Source organism: Anaerotignum sp. MSJ-24 (genome assembly GCF_018918145.1).
GTDB lineage: Bacteria > Bacillota > Clostridia > Lachnospirales > Anaerotignaceae > Metalachnospira.
In genome coordinates this window covers 118328-132972 of record NZ_JAHLPX010000003.1, presented here as the reverse complement: position 1 = coordinate 132972, position 14645 = coordinate 118328, and the positions used below count along the sequence as shown (strand labels likewise).

The following is a 14645-nucleotide window of genomic DNA, read 5'->3' as shown; positions in this document are numbered from 1 at the left end:
ACTTCTTCTTTGTTACCAAAAGAGTATACCACTTCGCACATCATATGTCAACAGTTATTTTAGTTTTTTAGCATTTTCTTGTTTTGATTTCTTCTTCGATTCTTGCGATGAATTCGGAAAGGTCAGCCTGTCCTTCTTCGCCGTTTGCTCTTGAACGAACGGAAACCTTGCCAGCCTCAATATCCTTTTCACCTACAATAAGCATATAAGGCACTCTTTCGTTTCTTGCTTCACGAATCTTGAAGCCGATCTTTTCATCTCTGTCGTCAAGCTCTACTCTTATGCCTCTTTCTTCAAGCTGTTCCTTAATACCTTCCGCATAGTCAACAAACTTCTCTGAAATAGGAAGAACCTTAACCTGTACGGGAGCAAGCCATGTAGGGAACATACCTGCAAAATGCTCGATAAGTATACCGATAAATCTCTCGATTGAACCAAAGCATACACGATGAATCATTACGGGACGTTTCTTTGTGCCGTCTTTATCAACATATTCAAGCTCGAATCTTTCGGGAAGGTTCATGTCAAGCTGGATTGTACCGCACTGCCATGTTCTTCCGATTGAATCCTGAAGGTGGAAGTCGATTTTAGGACCATAGAATGCACCGTCGCCTTCGTTTACAACATAGTCCATTCCCATATCCTCAAGAGCTCCTCTTAAGCCTTCTGTTGCCATTTCCCAAGCTTCGTCGCTGCCCATGCTGTCCTCGGGACGAGTTGAAAGCTCAACATGATATTTGAATCCGAAAAGTTTGTAAACGCTGTCGATAAGCTCAACAACGCCCTTTATTTCACTTCTTATCTGTTCGGGTGTCATAAAGATATGAGCATCGTCCTGTGTGAAGCAGCGAACACGCATAAGTCCGTGGAGCTGACCGCTCTTTTCATGTCTGTGAACGATACCGAGTTCACCTACTCTTAAAGGAAGGTCTTTATATGAGTGCATTTCCTGTTTGTAAACAAGCATACCGCCGGGGCAGTTCATAGGCTTGATCGCATGCTCAACATCATCTATTACAGTTGTGTACATATTTTCTTTATAGTGATCCCAATGACCGCTTCTTTCCCAAAGCTGTCTGTTAAGGATAATAGGTGTCTGAACCTCAACATAGCCTGCTTTACGATGGATTTCTCTCCAGTAATCAATAAGAGTATTCTTAATAATCATACCGTTGGGAAGGAAGAACGGGAAGCCCTGTCCTTCGTCAAGAAGTGCGAAAAGCTTAAGCTCCTTGCCAATCTTTCTGTGGTCACGTTTTCTTGCCTCTTCAAGCATTGTAAGGTAAGCATCAAGATCAGCTGCCTTTGTATAAGCTGTACCGTAAATTCTTGAAAGCATTTTGTTCTTTTCGTTTCCTCTCCAGTATGCACCTGCAACGCTCATAAGCTTAAATGCCTTGATGGGCTTTGTGCTCATAAGGTGAGGGCCTGCACAAAGGTCTGTGAAATCACCCTGTTTATAGAATGAAATAACAGCGTCTTCTGGAAGGTCTTCGATAAGCTGAACCTTATAAGGCTCCTCCTTCTCCTGCATGAACTTAATTGCCTCTGCTCTTGGAAGCTCGAAACGCTCAAGAGGAATATCCTCTTTAACGATTTTCTTCATTTCTTTTTCGATTGCTTCAAGCTCTTCATGTGTGAAAGCTTTTTCTCTGTCGAAGTCATAGTAGAAGCCGTCATCTATTGAAGGTCCAATAGCAAGCTTTGTTTCGGGGTAAAGTCTTTTTATAGCCTGTGCCATAACATGTGATGCTGTATGACGGAAAGCTCTCTTTCCTTCGGGAGTATCAAATGTACAGATTTCGATTTTGCAATCCTCGTTTACAGTGTATCTTAAATCCTGAACCTCACCATTTACAAGGCCGCAACAAGCGTTTCTTGCAAGACCTTCACTAATATCCTTTGCAATTTCGTATACCGAAATTCCTTCGTTGTATTCTTTTACAATACCGTCTTTTAATGTTACTTTAATCATATCAACTATCTCCTTTCAAATCTATGATTCTTGGGATAGGCATAAAAAAATCCCGTCCCTCAATAAAAATTAAAAGGGACGAGAGTAATTCTCCCGCGGTTCCACCCTAATTGCCATAAAACCACTTAATTTAAAGATTATAACGTAATCAACGGGCTTGATTGGAGCCACTCCGAGTTAGTTTTCAAGGGGAATGTCTACGGAACTTCCACCATCGTCCGCTCTCTTTAAGCACACAGCACCCTTTACTCTTCTCATCAATGCTTTAAACAAGTTCATTATATCACACCAAACAACCTTGTCAACAATTTTTAATTTTATTTTTTATTTTATCAAAAACAGCTTATTAGTGCATTTTTACAAGTACAATTTGAAACATACTCATTTTATATGTTAATTTTTTCAGTAAATATTTAATTATTTTAACGCTTTTCTGTGCTAAATATTGAAAACTTGTATAAATTATACTATAATAGTATACATCAGAAAATAAATGGTTAAATTTAATTATGAGGGGTGTATTATGCAACACAAAAATGGAAGTTTTTCAAATTCATTCGGGTTTATACTTGCCTGTGTAGGCTCGGCGGTAGGTCTTGGAAACATTTGGATGTTCCCTTACAGACTTGGACAATATGGCGGCAGTGCCTTTCTTGTTCCTTATATCCTGTTCGTGGTTTTATTCGGTATCACCGGTCTTTCGGCTGAATTTGCAATCGGAAGACGCGCAAAAACAGGTACTCTCGGTTCTTATGAGCTTTGTTGGAAAGACAAGAGTAAACTCGGCGGAAAGCTCGGCTGGATTCCTCTTGCCGGCTCTCTCGGTATCGCAATTGGATACTCAATAATAATCGGCTGGGTTTTAAGATCGCTGTTCGGTTCATTAAGCGGAACTATTCTCACAGCAGATGCCGGCGAATACTTTGCAAAGGCAACAGTCAGCTTCGGAAGCCTTCCCTGGCATTTCGGTGTTGTTGCCATAACAACTGTACTTCTTCTTACAGGTTCGGCTTTGATTATCGAAAAAGCAAATAAGGTTATGATGCCTTTATTCTTCATTCTTTTTGCTGTGCTCGCCGTAAGAGTATTTTTCCTCAACGGTTCATTAGAGGGCTACAAATTTCTTTTTGTTCCCAGATGGGAAAATCTTAAGGATGTAAACGTATGGATTATGGCAATGGGACAGGCATTCTTCTCACTTTCCATAACGGGAAGCGGCATGATTGTTTACGGCTCATATCTCGACAAAAAAGAAGATATTCTTTCATCCTCATTAAGAACAGCATTTTTTGATACAGTAGCTGCTATTCTTTCAGCACTTGTTATTATGCCAGCTGTATTTGCCTTCGGTATCGAACCTGACAGAGGACCTTCTCTTATGTTCATAACAATGCCCCATATATTCCAGCAGATGCCTATGGGTCGTGCATTTGCGGTTATATTTTTCCTTTCCGTATGTTTTGCCGGAATAACATCGCTTATGAATATGTTTGAGGCCGTTATCGAAAGTATTCAGCAGAAATTCGGTTTAGGCAGAAAAGCCGCCGTTCTTATTTGCAGTTTAATCTGCTTTGGAGTAGGTGTGTTCCTTGAAGGAGAATCATCGGTCGGAAACTGGATGGACTTCATAACTATTATAGTCGTTCCTTTCGGTGCTGTTTTCGGAGCATTCTCGATTTACTATATTTTCGGATACAAAAACATTGAGGCAGAACTTAACGAAGGCAGAAGTAAGCCGATACCGGGCTGGTTCAGGCCTTTGGCTAAATATGTATATGTTCCACTTACAGTAGTCGTATTCATACTTGGTATCATATTCAAAGGAATAGGATAAAGCACAAAAGCGTCTGTATGAAATCAATCACACAGACGCTTAATTTTTACTTATTTTCAAAATATATAACCAACAAAAACAGTACAGTAAATACTATATGGTTTGCCAGAGCCTTGAACAATGTTTTCCTCATCAACTTACTATTGTTTCTGTCTTTTACAGCCTTAACAAAATCCGTTGCATAAAAGTTCATTGATGAAACCAATATCTCTGCCTTCAAAAGCCTGAACAAAGCCTCCGCTCCGGCTGAATACAGATAATATCTTCCTGCTACAACAATAGTCATAACAAAAGCTATATTAATCAGCTTTTTAAGACCGGAAAGCTTTCTTTTCTCCGTTGAAATAAGCTCAAGTATCAGATTCAGAGCAACAAGGCAAGCTTCAATAACAATTATCCAAAGCATACATATCACCTCTTATATCGGCATTTGTACTATTTTGTTCCAATATAATTGTATAGTATTTGTAATCATATGTATATATACTTCAGATAAAATTAAGAATTTATTTAAAATAAGCCAAGTACTTCTGACAAGCTGTATTCCGCTTACAAACAGCTTACAGCCATATACAACTATAAAAATTCCGCACACAATCGATATAATACGCAGAACCTTATTCGAAAATTTAGATTTAAAATGATAAACAACACTTGGCATAAAAAACCACCAGAATGCCGATGCTGCCGCACAGCTTATTATAAACGCCGTTCCGTATTCTGCCGGTATCGCGGCTTTGGACGCACCCAGAAGCATTGAACCGTCTATTATCGCCTGCGGATTGAACCATGTTACAACACAGTTTGTTGCTATAACTTTCTTTATCGGTATCTCAACATTGGCATTAAGTTCTGTATTATCACTTGACTTCAAAATTTTTGTTCCCATAATAATAACTACAATCGAGCCAACAAAAATAAGTGCCAGCTCAAGCCATATTGATGAACTCATTATCGCACCCATTCCATAAAAACAGGCAACCGATAGTGCTACATCAAAAACGCAACTATTGCCGACATAAAAAATACGCGTCTCCTCGATTGAGAAAGCGCGGTATTTATAACAAATATATTTTGTGTTCTTATCGGTGCAACATACGCAAGCCCCCAAAAAGCCCTGTATCATATATTTAATCATAACTTTATGTTCCTTAATTTTATATTTCTATTCTTGCATTAAGGAGCTTTTTCGTATACTCTTCTTTAGGATTTTCAAAAACCTCATCAACTGTTCCGGTTTCTATTATTTTACCTTCTTTCATTACCGCAACCCTTGTGCATACGGCATGAACGACCTCCAGATCATGGGAAATAAAAAGCATTGCAACATTTTGTTCCTTATTCGCCTGCATAAGCAGTCTTAATATCTGTGCCTGAACCGAAACATCAAGCATACTTGTTGGCTCATCACATATAAGCAGTCTTGGATTGAGCGACAATGCTCTTGCTATGGATATTCGCTGTGCCTGTCCACCGCTTATTTCATGCGGAAATTTTTTAAGCTGGTCAAAGGATATTCCGACACATTCGGTCATTTCTCTTACAAGATATTCCTCACTGGATTTATCACACATATCAAAAAGCCTTAACGGCTCAGCACAGGAATAATACAGATTTTTCTTTGGATTAAAGGTCATCTGAGGATGCTGGAAAACCGCCTGTATTTCCTTTCTTAACGGCAGCCATTGCTTTTCGCCTAAATTGCTTATTTCCTCGCCGTTGTATTTTATACTTCCGTCTGTCGGCTTTATAAGTCCAAGTATCATTTTGGTTAATGTACTTTTTCCACAGCCACTCTCGCCGATAAGTCCGAACATTTCTCCTTCATTTATACATAAACTTACATCATCCACTGCATGGATCTTTCTGTTTCCGAGAAAGCCTGTCGAATAATCCTTACAAAGGTTATTTATCTCTAAAAGCATATCAGTTACCTCCGCAATACATATTACATTTAACCGTATGATGCTCGTTTATGCTGAAAGACTTTGGTATCTGCGTATCACACATATGCGTTTTTTCCGTACATCTCGGAAAAAATCGGCAAGTATCAAATGTATCCGTAAATGACGGCATATACCCTTCCATTACATTCAGCCCTCTTGACGGCATAGCTGAAATCAAGCCCTTTGTGTAAGGATGCTTTGGATTATTCAGTACCTCATCGGCCGGACCTGTTTCCACTATCTCTCCGCTGTACATAACCGCAATTCTGTCGGCAATAATGCTTGCCGCACCCAAATCGTGAGTTATAAAAAGCATGGCACATTTCATTTCATCCTTAAGCGCTTTAAGCTCCTTAACAATGTCCTTTCTAAGCACCCAGTCGATTGCTTTTGTAGGCTCATCAACAACAAGAAGATTAGGACTTGTTATTATCCCCATAGAAAGCAGAATTCTCTGTCGCATACCGCCGGAAAGCTCACAGGGATAGTTATCATACATTTCATTTTCTCTCGGCAACTTAAGCTTTGAAAAAATTCCGTTTACAACACCCTTAAGTGTTGCTTTTTCTTTTCCGTTTATCCTGTTTCCTACCGTTATACATTCTGCAACCTGATCACCGACCTTCATAAGCGGATCAAGTGAGGTTGACGGACTCTGAGGAACAGAGGCTATCTCTTTTCCTCTCATAAGTCTGTACTTTTCTTCAGGCATTTCAAGAATATTTTCTCCGTTGTAATATATTTCACCGCTAATATTTGCATTTTCCGGAAGTATTCTTAAAATACTGCTTCCTGTAACACTTTTTCCACAGCCGGTTTCACCTATTACGGCCAGTACTTCATTTTCACTTATATCTAATGAAACGTCATTTAAAACATGAACCTTTTCATCTTCAACCATAAAGCTTACATTAAGATTTTTAACTTCAAGTAATTTCATAATTATTCCGTCCTTACAGTTTCTTTCATTCTCGGGTCAAGTAAATCTCTGAGGCCGTCGCCAAGCATATTAAAAGCAAGTGCCGAAAAAGCTATGGCAATACCGGGAGCAATCGCAACCCACGGAGCATACTGCATATATTCCTTGCCTTCGCTTATCATAACGCCCCAGTCCGGTGACGGTGGCTGGGCTCCGAGTCCAAGAAAGCTTAACGATGCACAATACAATATTATAGTACCTATATCAAGTGATATAAGTATAACTATCTTTGATATAACAGCCGGAAATACATAATTTTTTATTATCTGTGTTTTCGAGTTACCTATTGCCCTTGCTGCCTGAATATATTCGGAGTCTCTAAACATAATCGTTTCTCCTCTGGCAACTCTGGCATATCGTGTCCACTGAACACAGCATATGGCGATAAGAAGATTTGTCTGTCCCTTGCCTAAAAATGTTGATAACGCAAGTGCAAAAACAATAGCAGGAAAGGCAAGCATAACATCAACGATACGCATTATAATCGTATCAACAGCACCGCCTAAATATCCGGAAATAATGCCTAACATAGTACCTATGAATGCACTTATAAATATCGCCGTTACCGATGTCATAAGTGAAATTCTTGAGCCAAGAATAATACGGCTTAAAATATCTCTTCCAAGATGATCTGTTCCCAATATATGTGCTGCACATGGCTTTATAAACTTTTGCGAAATCTCCATCTTTGTCGGATCATAAGGCATGATATACGGGGCTAAAATAGCAACAGCAACAAGTATAGCCGTTAAAACAATACCTACATAAAGTATTATGTTTTTTCTGTTTACTCTTTTCATTTTTTAGCCTCCCCCGAATATCTGATTTCAGGATTGATTGCCGCATATATTATATCCACAACAAGATTAATAGCCGCATATCCAAATGCAATAACAAGAACACAGCCTTCTATCATAGGCATATCCTTTGCATTTATGGCATCTATGAACAGACCGCCTACACCCGGCCATGAAAAAATATTTTCTATTACGACAGCACCGCCGAGTATATGTCCAATCTGAAGACCGAGAACAGAAATAATGGGCGGTATCGCATTTCTTAATATATGTCTGACAATTATTTTGTTTCTTGTAAGTCCCTTAGCCTTTGCAACCCATATATAATCCTGACTCATAACATCAAGCATTGATGCTCTCATCATTCTTGTCGTTGTAGCAATCATACCCAATGACAAAGTAAGTGCCGGAAGGACTATACTTTGAGGACTGTCCATTCCGCTTACAGGAAACAGCTTGAGCTTAAGTGCGCAAACAATAATTAGCACTATTGCAACCCAGAACGCCGGGAATGAAGATGTGATGAGTACAAAAATTCTACTTATATGGTCGAATAGCTTATTATGTTGCAAGGCACTAATAACGCCCAACGGTATGGCTATTAAAACCGAAAAAATGAATGCTGTAATACCAAGCTTAAGCGTATTCGGCAGTCTTAAGCCAATCATATAGCTGACAGGTTTATTATAACGGTAGCTTGTTCCGAAATTTCCCGTAAAGGCATTTTTAACCCATTCTGCATACTGTTTAAAAACAGACTCGTTAAGGTCATATTTTTCCCTTACTCTTTCGAGATTTTCTGTATTTACCGCATCTTCACCGTAAAGCTCATATAATACCGCCGTTGCAGTATCTCCCGGTGTAACGTGTACCGTAAAATATGTAAGAGTTGACACCATCCAGAGGACGCCGACAACCATTAATATTCGTCTGATAAGATATTTTGTCATTTGATTTTCCTCTTATAACATATACTCCGCATAACAATATGCGGAGTATATCTTAAATAACTTATGCTAAATCAGTGTTGTAAGGAACAATGAAATCATGTGCCGCCGCATTGTAATCAAAATTAGTAACTCTGTCACTTAATCCGAATACCGCACCGTAAAGTGCAACCGTATATATTCCGGCATCTTCCTGTGCAACAGCCTGTGCTTCTTTGGAAAGCTCATATTTCTGATCCATATCGCTTACCGCAAGGCTTTCGGCAACAAGCTCATCAACCTTATCGTTATGATAACCGTTGTCGCTGTTTACATAAACCGTGTTAAGATAATATGTCGGTGAAGGCATATAGCATGATGCAACCGAATTAAGCACCATATCATAATTTCCGGAAGCAACATCCTCCGCCATAGCTGTCCATTCCATAACCTCAACAGATGTATCAATTCCTATGTTTGCAAAATAACCCTGTGTTGCCTGTACAATAAGCTGACAGCCGGGTCTTTTTGTGAATGTTATTATTCTGAGTGAAAGCTTTTCGCCGTCCTTATCAAGATAACCGTCACCGTCTGTATCAGTATAGCCTGCCTCTGCCAAAAGTTCAACAGCCTTATCGGGATCATAGTCATAAGTATCCACATCTGTGTTTGCCCAAGGAATATCGTTCATAAGCATACCTTCGGGAACTCCGCCGACTCCAAGAAGAACATCGTTTACTATTTCTTCTTTATTTATTGCATAAATAAGCGCTTTTCTAACCTTTTCGTCCTGAAAAACAGGTTTATTCATGTTGTATTCATATAAATATGTTCTTGCCGTATTAAATTTAGAAACCTTTATATTTTCTGAGTTTGCAAGTGTTTCAAGGTCACTGAACGGAATATCCGAAACAATGTCAACCTCTCCGTTCTGGAGAGCAAGGCTTCTCGCACTTGAATCCTTCATACAGATTATAACTCTCGAAGTAACCGATGTATTTACATCGCCCCAATAGCCATCGTATTTCTCACATACAAATTTTCCGCTTGATACATCAAAATCAGTCTGCATAAAATATCCTGTGCCTATTGCTTTAACAAAATCGCCGTTTTCATCAACCGAGGTCGGTGCAACTATTGTTGTGCCTACATATGAAAGTGCGGCAGGAAGCTCAGTTGTCGGCTGTGTTGTATTTATTCTGATTGTATATTCATCAACAACATCAACCGAATCAATAAATGTTGAGCCTTTGAAGGCTGAGTTTTCGTCACGTTCTCTTTCAAGACACCATTTTACCGCATCAGCATTGAATTTTGTTCCGTCATGGAAGGTAACGTCATCTCTGAGCTTGAACTCCCATGTAGTATCGCCTGTCTGTTCCCATTCTGTCGCAAGCATAGGCTGGAGTTTAAAGTCAGAGTCAGCATAAACAAGCGTTTCACATACTCCGGCAACCTCTTTAAGCATTGTTGCCGAGCTTACATTAGCCGGGTCAGTTGTTGTTACCATATCAGGGAAAGCAATTCTAAGTGTTTTTCCATCTGTTTCTGTTGTAGTTGTCTCAGTTTCTTTTTTTGATGAGCTTGAACAACCTGCAAGAGCAGATACGCAAAGCACTGCCGCAAGCATAAAGCCTACATATTTCTTTAATTTCATAATATCCTCCTTTTAATTAAAAAAACACTATTATAATGGTTTATCTGCCGCAAGAACAAACCAAGGCTGATACCAGTCCATATCCTTTAAGGCTTCATCCTTATATGTATCAGGAAGCTGTTCAATTCTTACGTTGACAAGTCCGTTTCGTTCCATTAAGTTTTTAAGCTCGTCCATTTTTGCACCCTGCACAACAAGCTTATCGTCTACCTCTTTGTTGTCATAGAAATCTTTTTTGTATACCGTAATTCCTTCGTCTTCTTTCATTCGATTAAAGCAGAAGATGCTTCCGCCGGGCTTAATTACTCTCGCCCATTCCTTTATAGCCTTATCCGGCTCAACAAGAGTCCATAAAACTCTTGCGTTTATAACATAATCCGCTGTGTTGTCCATAAAAGGAAGATCAAGTATGCTACCGTACATATAAGCAGCCGATACCTTTTTCTTATCAGCATGATCAACTGCATATTCAAGCATTTTTCTTGAAATATCAACACCTATTGATGTATATCCAAGCTCTGCTGTCATATTTGCAAGGAAGCCTGTTCCCGCACCCATGTCGAGTACCACCTTGTTTTTATCAGCTCCCAAAATCTCCTCAAGATATTTTTTCCATACATCTATGTTTTCTGTATCATGTTCACCATCAAACTCAGATGAGTAGTTATCCCAAAAATCGCCGATTACCTTTTCAACACTGTTTTCCATAAAAATCCCCTTTCATCTTTAAAATTGCAAATAAAAAAACCATGAGGGTATAAAAATATACAATAACCTTCATGGTTTATAATACACTAATAAATAAAATGGTACATTTGCAGCCTTCTTGACTGTCATTCTTTGTACATATTAACATAAAAGCATTTTCATGTCAACATAATTTTAATTTGCAAATTTTCAGTTGTGGCTGTTGACATGATATGTTAATATGAAAATATTAATTCTAACGGAGGTAAAAACATATGGGATTTTATCAAAACACTCGCAAACCGGTCGGATTTGGCGGAACAATAATGGTTAGACTTATGAATGTCTGCCACAGCCCCATAGCGACCTGGGGATTTTCTAAGCTTTCCATGAGAGATAATCTTAACATTCTTGATATCGGTTGCGGAGGCGGCAAAAACATAGCAACCTGGTTAAGAAAAAGCAAAAACAGCCATATAACAGGTCTTGATTATTCGGAAGTAAGCGTTGACGAATCATCAAAGAAAAACAAATGGGCAATCAAAAGGAACCGTTGCGAAATACTCCGTGGAAATGTTGCGGAAATGCCTTTTTCGGATAATACTTTTGACTGCGTATCCGCATTTGAAACAATTTATTTCTGGCCGGGGCTGGAGGAATGTTTTACTGAGGTAAACCGAGTATTGAAGCACGGTGGCATATTTATGGTATGTAACGGCAGTGACGGTGAAAACAAATCCGACGAAAAATGGGTAAACATAATCGAAGGCATGAGCGTATATAACGAGGATCAGCTCCACAGCGCTTTGGAAAAAGCAGGATTTTATAAAATAAAATGCTATATCAATACCGAAAAGCACTGGCTTTGCATTTTTGCAAAAAAGAAATAAAAGATTAAAGCCAATGAAATCTAAAATAAAACTGCCGTCTTCATGGCAGACAATAACCGAAAATTCAGATGAAAGCTGTCTTGATTTTTCCGTCAATATAAATCCGCTCGGAATTCCCGGCACAGTAAAGCAACAGCTTTCAAATCCGGCAGACATCACAGGAGTATATCCAGATCCTTACTGCAAATATCTGTCCTCATGTCTTGCGGAAAAATATAATGTCAATGCAGACACAATTTTATGCGGAAACGGGGCCGACGATTTGCTGTATCGTCTGGTATTTGCATTAAAACCAAAGCACGCTGTTATAATAGAACCTACCTTTGAGGAATATAATCGTGCTTTGGAGCTTGTCGGCTGTGAAGTACAGCACTATATGACAAAAGCGGAAAATAATTTTATATTGGACGAAGGAATATTATCCGTCGTTCAATCGGACTGCGATATACTGTTTTTATGCAACCCCAATAATCCGACAGGACAGCTTGTTGAACCACAGCTTTTGAAAAAAAATCATAAAGCTGTGCTGTGATAAAAATATATTTCTTGTTACGGACGAATGCTTTATGGAATTTATTCCGGATTGGGAAAAATACACTATTAAGGCTATTGCCTCTAAAAACAATAAAATTATTGTAATAGACGCATTTACAAAAACCTATTCCTTAGCCGGATTCCGGCTCGGTTTTTGTATTTCCGGAAATTCTAAGTTACTTTCCGATATGAAGTTATACGGTCAGGACTTTGCGGTTTCCACACCGGCACAGCTTGCCGGAATATGTGCACTTTTGGACTGCTCATATATGCAGAATACTTACAGCCTAATTTCAGAAGAACGCAAATATCTGCTTTCGGAATTGCAGAAACTCCCTGTTAAGGTATATCCGTCATACGGAAACTTTCTGCTTTTAAAAACAGAGTATAAAAACATTTGTCAGAGGCTTATCGAAAAAGGCATAAAAGTAAGGGACTGTTCTAAATTTTACGGATTAGGCTCAGAATACTGCCGTATAGCCATTCGTTTGCATGATGAAAATACAGCTTTAATAAAGGTATTACAAGAAATTTTATAGAATATATGTTAAACAGGCTTTGCCGATATACAGCAAAGCCTGTTTGAATTAATAGCCTTTATTTACAGTCGCATCATTCCGGACATTATACAGCCACCAGATGCACCGCATTTTTTTACTTCTTCTATCTGCTCTTCATTGATTTTTATTCCGCCTATGCCATAAACCGGAATATCAACCGAATCACATACATTTTTTAAAAACTCCAAACCTCTCGGAGGAAGTCCTTTCTTGCAGTCGGTTTCATATATATGCCCTGCCGTAACATAATCAGCACCGAGCCTTTGTGCCTCAAGTGCATCTTCAACGGAATGAACCGAAGTTCCGACAATATCAAAATTGTCAAGCATATCAACAGATTTTTTTAGTACCGTCAATGGCAGATGAATCGCCTTGCAATTAAGCTTAACCGCTGTCTGTGGAAACGAATGCAATATACAAAGCAAATCATATCTACCGCATATTTCCATAACCTGTTTTGCAATCCTTTCATACTCGTTCTCCGGCAAATCCTTTTCACGCAGTATCAGTGCCTTAGGCTTGAATCGGCATACACGTTCTATCTGCTCCAAAAACGGTCTTTCGCAAAGGCTTCTGTTTGTCACTGCAATAACATCATTATGATTAAGGCTCATAAGCTCACCCATTACAATTCTTTATACATAAATATAGTCGCTCATTACCGGCTGTAAACCGTTATCGACAAGTGCATTATAAACCTCATCAACGGAACGTCCGTCGGATATTTCAAACTGATCGTCGCCCTTATCCTCTATGTCCTCAACATGACTGCCTATTCCTGTGCTTACTCCTGCTGATATTTTTGTTGCCGCAATATTTACAAGGTTATCACGAACTCGCTCGCATTCTCTTGTAGATACCGTTATGCTTGCAAAGGGCATAAACAGACGATACGCACAGACAACCTGCAAAAGCTGTTTTTCATGTACGTCCATAGGGTTGATACGGTCGTTATTTATGATAGGTCTTAATCTCGGACATGAGAAAGCTATTTCCGCATGAGGATATTTTCTCTGAAGAAGATAAGCATGGTAGCCAGTTGCAAAAGCGTCCTTACGGAAATCGTCAAGACCGAGAAGTGCCGCAAATCCAACGCCTCTCATGCCGCCCTTAAGTGCTCTTTCCTGTGCATTAAGGCGATAAGGGAATATTCTTTTATGTCCGGCAAGATGGAGTGTTTCATACTTATCCGAATTATATGTTTCCTGGAATACCGTTACATAATCCGCACCGCATTCATGGAGATAAGCATATTCATCAGAATTTACAGGATATATTTCAAGTCCGATTACTTTGAAATACTTTCTTGCTATTTTACAGGCATTTCCTATGTACTGAACATCTGATTTAACTCGGCTTTCGCCTGTAAGTATAAGTATTTCCTGAAGGCCTGTTTTTGCGATAGCCGCCATTTCCTTATCAATTTCTTCATCATTGAGCATAGCTCTGTTTATTTTGTTATGACAATTAAAGCCGCAGTAAATACAATAGTTCTCACAGTAGTTTGCTATATATATCGGTGTAAACATATATATGCTGTTACCGAAATGCTTTTTTGTTTCCTTCTGTGCCGCCTGTGCTATTTCCTCCAAAAGCGGAAGTGCCGCAGGAGAAAGAAGTGCTCCGAAGTCCTCCGGTGTACGGTTGTCATGCAGTAATGCACGGCGTACATCTGCCTCTGTGTATTTATCATAGTCATAAGCATTCATGGCTTCTATAACCTTGTCCATTGTATCGGACTTAAGGACTTCCATTCCGGGAAGGTATGTCATATGATCAATTCTGTTTTTCTTCTGATCCTCAAGTATTTCCTCGCTTAAAATACTTTCGTTTACATGGTTATTATTCATTTCAGTGCCT

Annotated in this window: 15 protein-coding genes and 2 other annotated features (1 of these 17 cut by a window edge); of the genes, 4 read left to right on the top strand and 11 right to left on the bottom strand. The window is 39.1% G+C overall.

Annotated features, from left to right (window positions below):
• Positions 1-16, bottom strand: a sequence feature (ribosomal protein L20 leader region); it reaches 104 nt to the left of the window's first position.
• 51 nt (positions 17-67) lie between these two features.
• A complete protein-coding gene (gene thrS, locus KQI66_RS02880) occupies positions 68-1972 on the bottom strand; it encodes a threonine--tRNA ligase (RefSeq protein WP_216427234.1) in 1905 nt (634 codons plus the stop codon).
• 74 nt (positions 1973-2046) lie between these two features.
• Positions 2047-2245 (bottom strand) — a binding site (T-box leader).
• A 253-nt stretch (positions 2246-2498) separates the two neighbouring features.
• Between thrS and KQI66_RS02875 the strand changes: the two genes are divergently transcribed.
• On the top strand, positions 2499-3809 hold the full coding sequence (locus KQI66_RS02875) for a sodium-dependent transporter (RefSeq protein WP_216427183.1): 1311 nt from the start codon (positions 2499-2501) through the stop codon (positions 3807-3809).
• A gap of 46 nt (positions 3810-3855) precedes the next feature.
• Here the strand turns inward: KQI66_RS02875 and KQI66_RS02870 are convergent, their stop codons facing one another.
• From KQI66_RS02870 to KQI66_RS02835, 8 genes are all read right to left on the bottom strand, one after another.
• Positions 3856-4215: a hypothetical protein gene (locus KQI66_RS02870; RefSeq protein WP_216427182.1), complete on the bottom strand. Its 360-nt coding sequence runs from the start codon at positions 4213-4215 to the stop codon at positions 3856-3858.
• A 12-nt stretch (positions 4216-4227) separates the two neighbouring features.
• Positions 4228-4935, bottom strand: a complete 708-nt coding sequence (locus KQI66_RS02865; RefSeq protein WP_256441564.1) for a LysE/ArgO family amino acid transporter — start codon at positions 4933-4935, stop codon at positions 4228-4230.
• Between the two features lie 31 nt (positions 4936-4966).
• Positions 4967-5734 (bottom strand): ABC transporter ATP-binding protein, encoded by a 768-nt coding sequence (locus tag KQI66_RS02860; protein ID WP_216427180.1) that lies wholly within the window; start codon positions 5732-5734, stop codon positions 4967-4969.
• A 1-nt stretch (position 5735) separates the two neighbouring features.
• On the bottom strand, positions 5736-6695 hold the full coding sequence (locus KQI66_RS02855; protein ID WP_216427179.1) for an ABC transporter ATP-binding protein: 960 nt from the start codon (positions 6693-6695) through the stop codon (positions 5736-5738).
• Between the two features lie 2 nt (positions 6696-6697).
• Entirely contained in the window at positions 6698-7534 is an 837-nt protein-coding gene (gene nikC, locus KQI66_RS02850; RefSeq protein WP_216427178.1) for a nickel transporter permease, read from the bottom strand.
• Entirely contained in the window at positions 7531-8481 is a 951-nt protein-coding gene (gene nikB, locus KQI66_RS02845) for a nickel ABC transporter permease (RefSeq protein ID WP_216427177.1), read from the bottom strand. Before nikB ends, nikC begins: the two co-directional genes overlap by 4 nt.
• Positions 8482-8542: 61 nt before the next feature.
• On the bottom strand, positions 8543-10114 hold the full coding sequence (locus KQI66_RS02840) for an ABC transporter substrate-binding protein (RefSeq protein WP_216427176.1): 1572 nt from the start codon (positions 10112-10114) through the stop codon (positions 8543-8545).
• Between the two features lie 30 nt (positions 10115-10144).
• Positions 10145-10822: a class I SAM-dependent methyltransferase gene (locus KQI66_RS02835; protein WP_216427175.1), complete on the bottom strand. Its 678-nt coding sequence runs from the start codon at positions 10820-10822 to the stop codon at positions 10145-10147.
• Between the two features lie 254 nt (positions 10823-11076).
• Between KQI66_RS02835 and KQI66_RS02830 the strand changes: the two genes are divergently transcribed.
• From KQI66_RS02830 to KQI66_RS11240, 3 genes are read left to right on the top strand one after another with little or no spacing between them, the layout of a single operon-like run.
• Positions 11077-11691 carry a class I SAM-dependent methyltransferase gene (locus KQI66_RS02830; protein ID WP_216427174.1) on the top strand — a complete coding sequence of 205 codons (615 nt, stop codon included), beginning with the start codon at positions 11077-11079 and terminating at the stop codon, positions 11689-11691.
• Between the two features lie 13 nt (positions 11692-11704).
• On the top strand, positions 11705-12223 hold the full coding sequence (locus KQI66_RS11245) for an aminotransferase class I/II-fold pyridoxal phosphate-dependent enzyme (protein ID WP_253287638.1): 519 nt from the start codon (positions 11705-11707) through the stop codon (positions 12221-12223).
• Between the two features lie 34 nt (positions 12224-12257).
• Positions 12258-12764 carry an aminotransferase class I/II-fold pyridoxal phosphate-dependent enzyme gene (locus tag KQI66_RS11240; RefSeq protein WP_253287637.1) on the top strand — a complete coding sequence of 169 codons (507 nt, stop codon included), beginning with the start codon at positions 12258-12260 and terminating at the stop codon, positions 12762-12764.
• A gap of 62 nt (positions 12765-12826) precedes the next feature.
• Here KQI66_RS11240 and KQI66_RS02820 read toward each other — a convergent pair whose 3' ends face one another.
• Both KQI66_RS02820 and thiH read right to left on the bottom strand, forming a co-directional pair.
• Positions 12827-13411 carry a thiamine phosphate synthase gene (locus tag KQI66_RS02820; RefSeq protein WP_216427173.1) on the bottom strand — a complete coding sequence of 195 codons (585 nt, stop codon included), beginning with the start codon at positions 13409-13411 and terminating at the stop codon, positions 12827-12829.
• A 9-nt stretch (positions 13412-13420) separates the two neighbouring features.
• Positions 13421-14635 (bottom strand): 2-iminoacetate synthase ThiH, encoded by a 1215-nt coding sequence (gene thiH / locus KQI66_RS02815; protein ID WP_216427172.1) that lies wholly within the window; start codon positions 14633-14635, stop codon positions 13421-13423.
• Between the last annotated feature and the right edge of the window lie 10 nt (positions 14636-14645).

What these genes read in the sequence shown, in the direction of transcription:
- KQI66_RS02860 (WP_216427180.1), bottom strand. Translation starts at nt 5,734, where the DNA reads ATGCTTTTAGAGATAAATAACCTTTGTAAGGATTATTCGACAGGCTTT.
- nikC (WP_216427178.1), bottom strand. Translation starts at nt 7,534, where the DNA reads ATGAAAAGAGTAAACAGAAAAAACATAATACTTTATGTAGGTATTGTT.
- nikB (WP_216427177.1), bottom strand. Translation starts at nt 8,481, where the DNA reads ATGACAAAATATCTTATCAGACGAATATTAATGGTTGTCGGCGTCCTC.
- KQI66_RS02835 (WP_216427175.1), bottom strand. Translation starts at nt 10,822, where the DNA reads ATGGAAAACAGTGTTGAAAAGGTAATCGGCGATTTTTGGGATAACTAC.
- KQI66_RS02820 (WP_216427173.1), bottom strand. Translation starts at nt 13,411, where the DNA reads ATGGGTGAGCTTATGAGCCTTAATCATAATGATGTTATTGCAGTGACA.
- KQI66_RS02840 (WP_216427176.1), bottom strand. Translation starts at nt 10,114, where the DNA reads ATGAAATTAAAGAAATATGTAGGCTTTATGCTTGCGGCAGTGCTTTGC.
- KQI66_RS02830 (WP_216427174.1), top strand. Translation starts at nt 11,077, where the DNA reads ATGGGATTTTATCAAAACACTCGCAAACCGGTCGGATTTGGCGGAACA.
- KQI66_RS11240 (WP_253287637.1), top strand. Translation starts at nt 12,258, where the DNA reads ATGGAATTTATTCCGGATTGGGAAAAATACACTATTAAGGCTATTGCC.
- KQI66_RS02870 (WP_216427182.1), bottom strand. Translation starts at nt 4,215, where the DNA reads ATGCTTTGGATAATTGTTATTGAAGCTTGCCTTGTTGCTCTGAATCTG.
- KQI66_RS11245 (WP_253287638.1), top strand. Translation starts at nt 11,705, where the DNA reads ATGAAATCTAAAATAAAACTGCCGTCTTCATGGCAGACAATAACCGAA.
- thiH (WP_216427172.1), bottom strand. Translation starts at nt 14,635, where the DNA reads ATGAATAATAACCATGTAAACGAAAGTATTTTAAGCGAGGAAATACTT.
- KQI66_RS02875 (WP_216427183.1), top strand. Translation starts at nt 2,499, where the DNA reads ATGCAACACAAAAATGGAAGTTTTTCAAATTCATTCGGGTTTATACTT.
- KQI66_RS02855 (WP_216427179.1), bottom strand. Translation starts at nt 6,695, where the DNA reads ATGAAATTACTTGAAGTTAAAAATCTTAATGTAAGCTTTATGGTTGAA.
- KQI66_RS02865 (WP_256441564.1), bottom strand. Translation starts at nt 4,935, where the DNA reads ATGATACAGGGCTTTTTGGGGGCTTGCGTATGTTGCACCGATAAGAAC.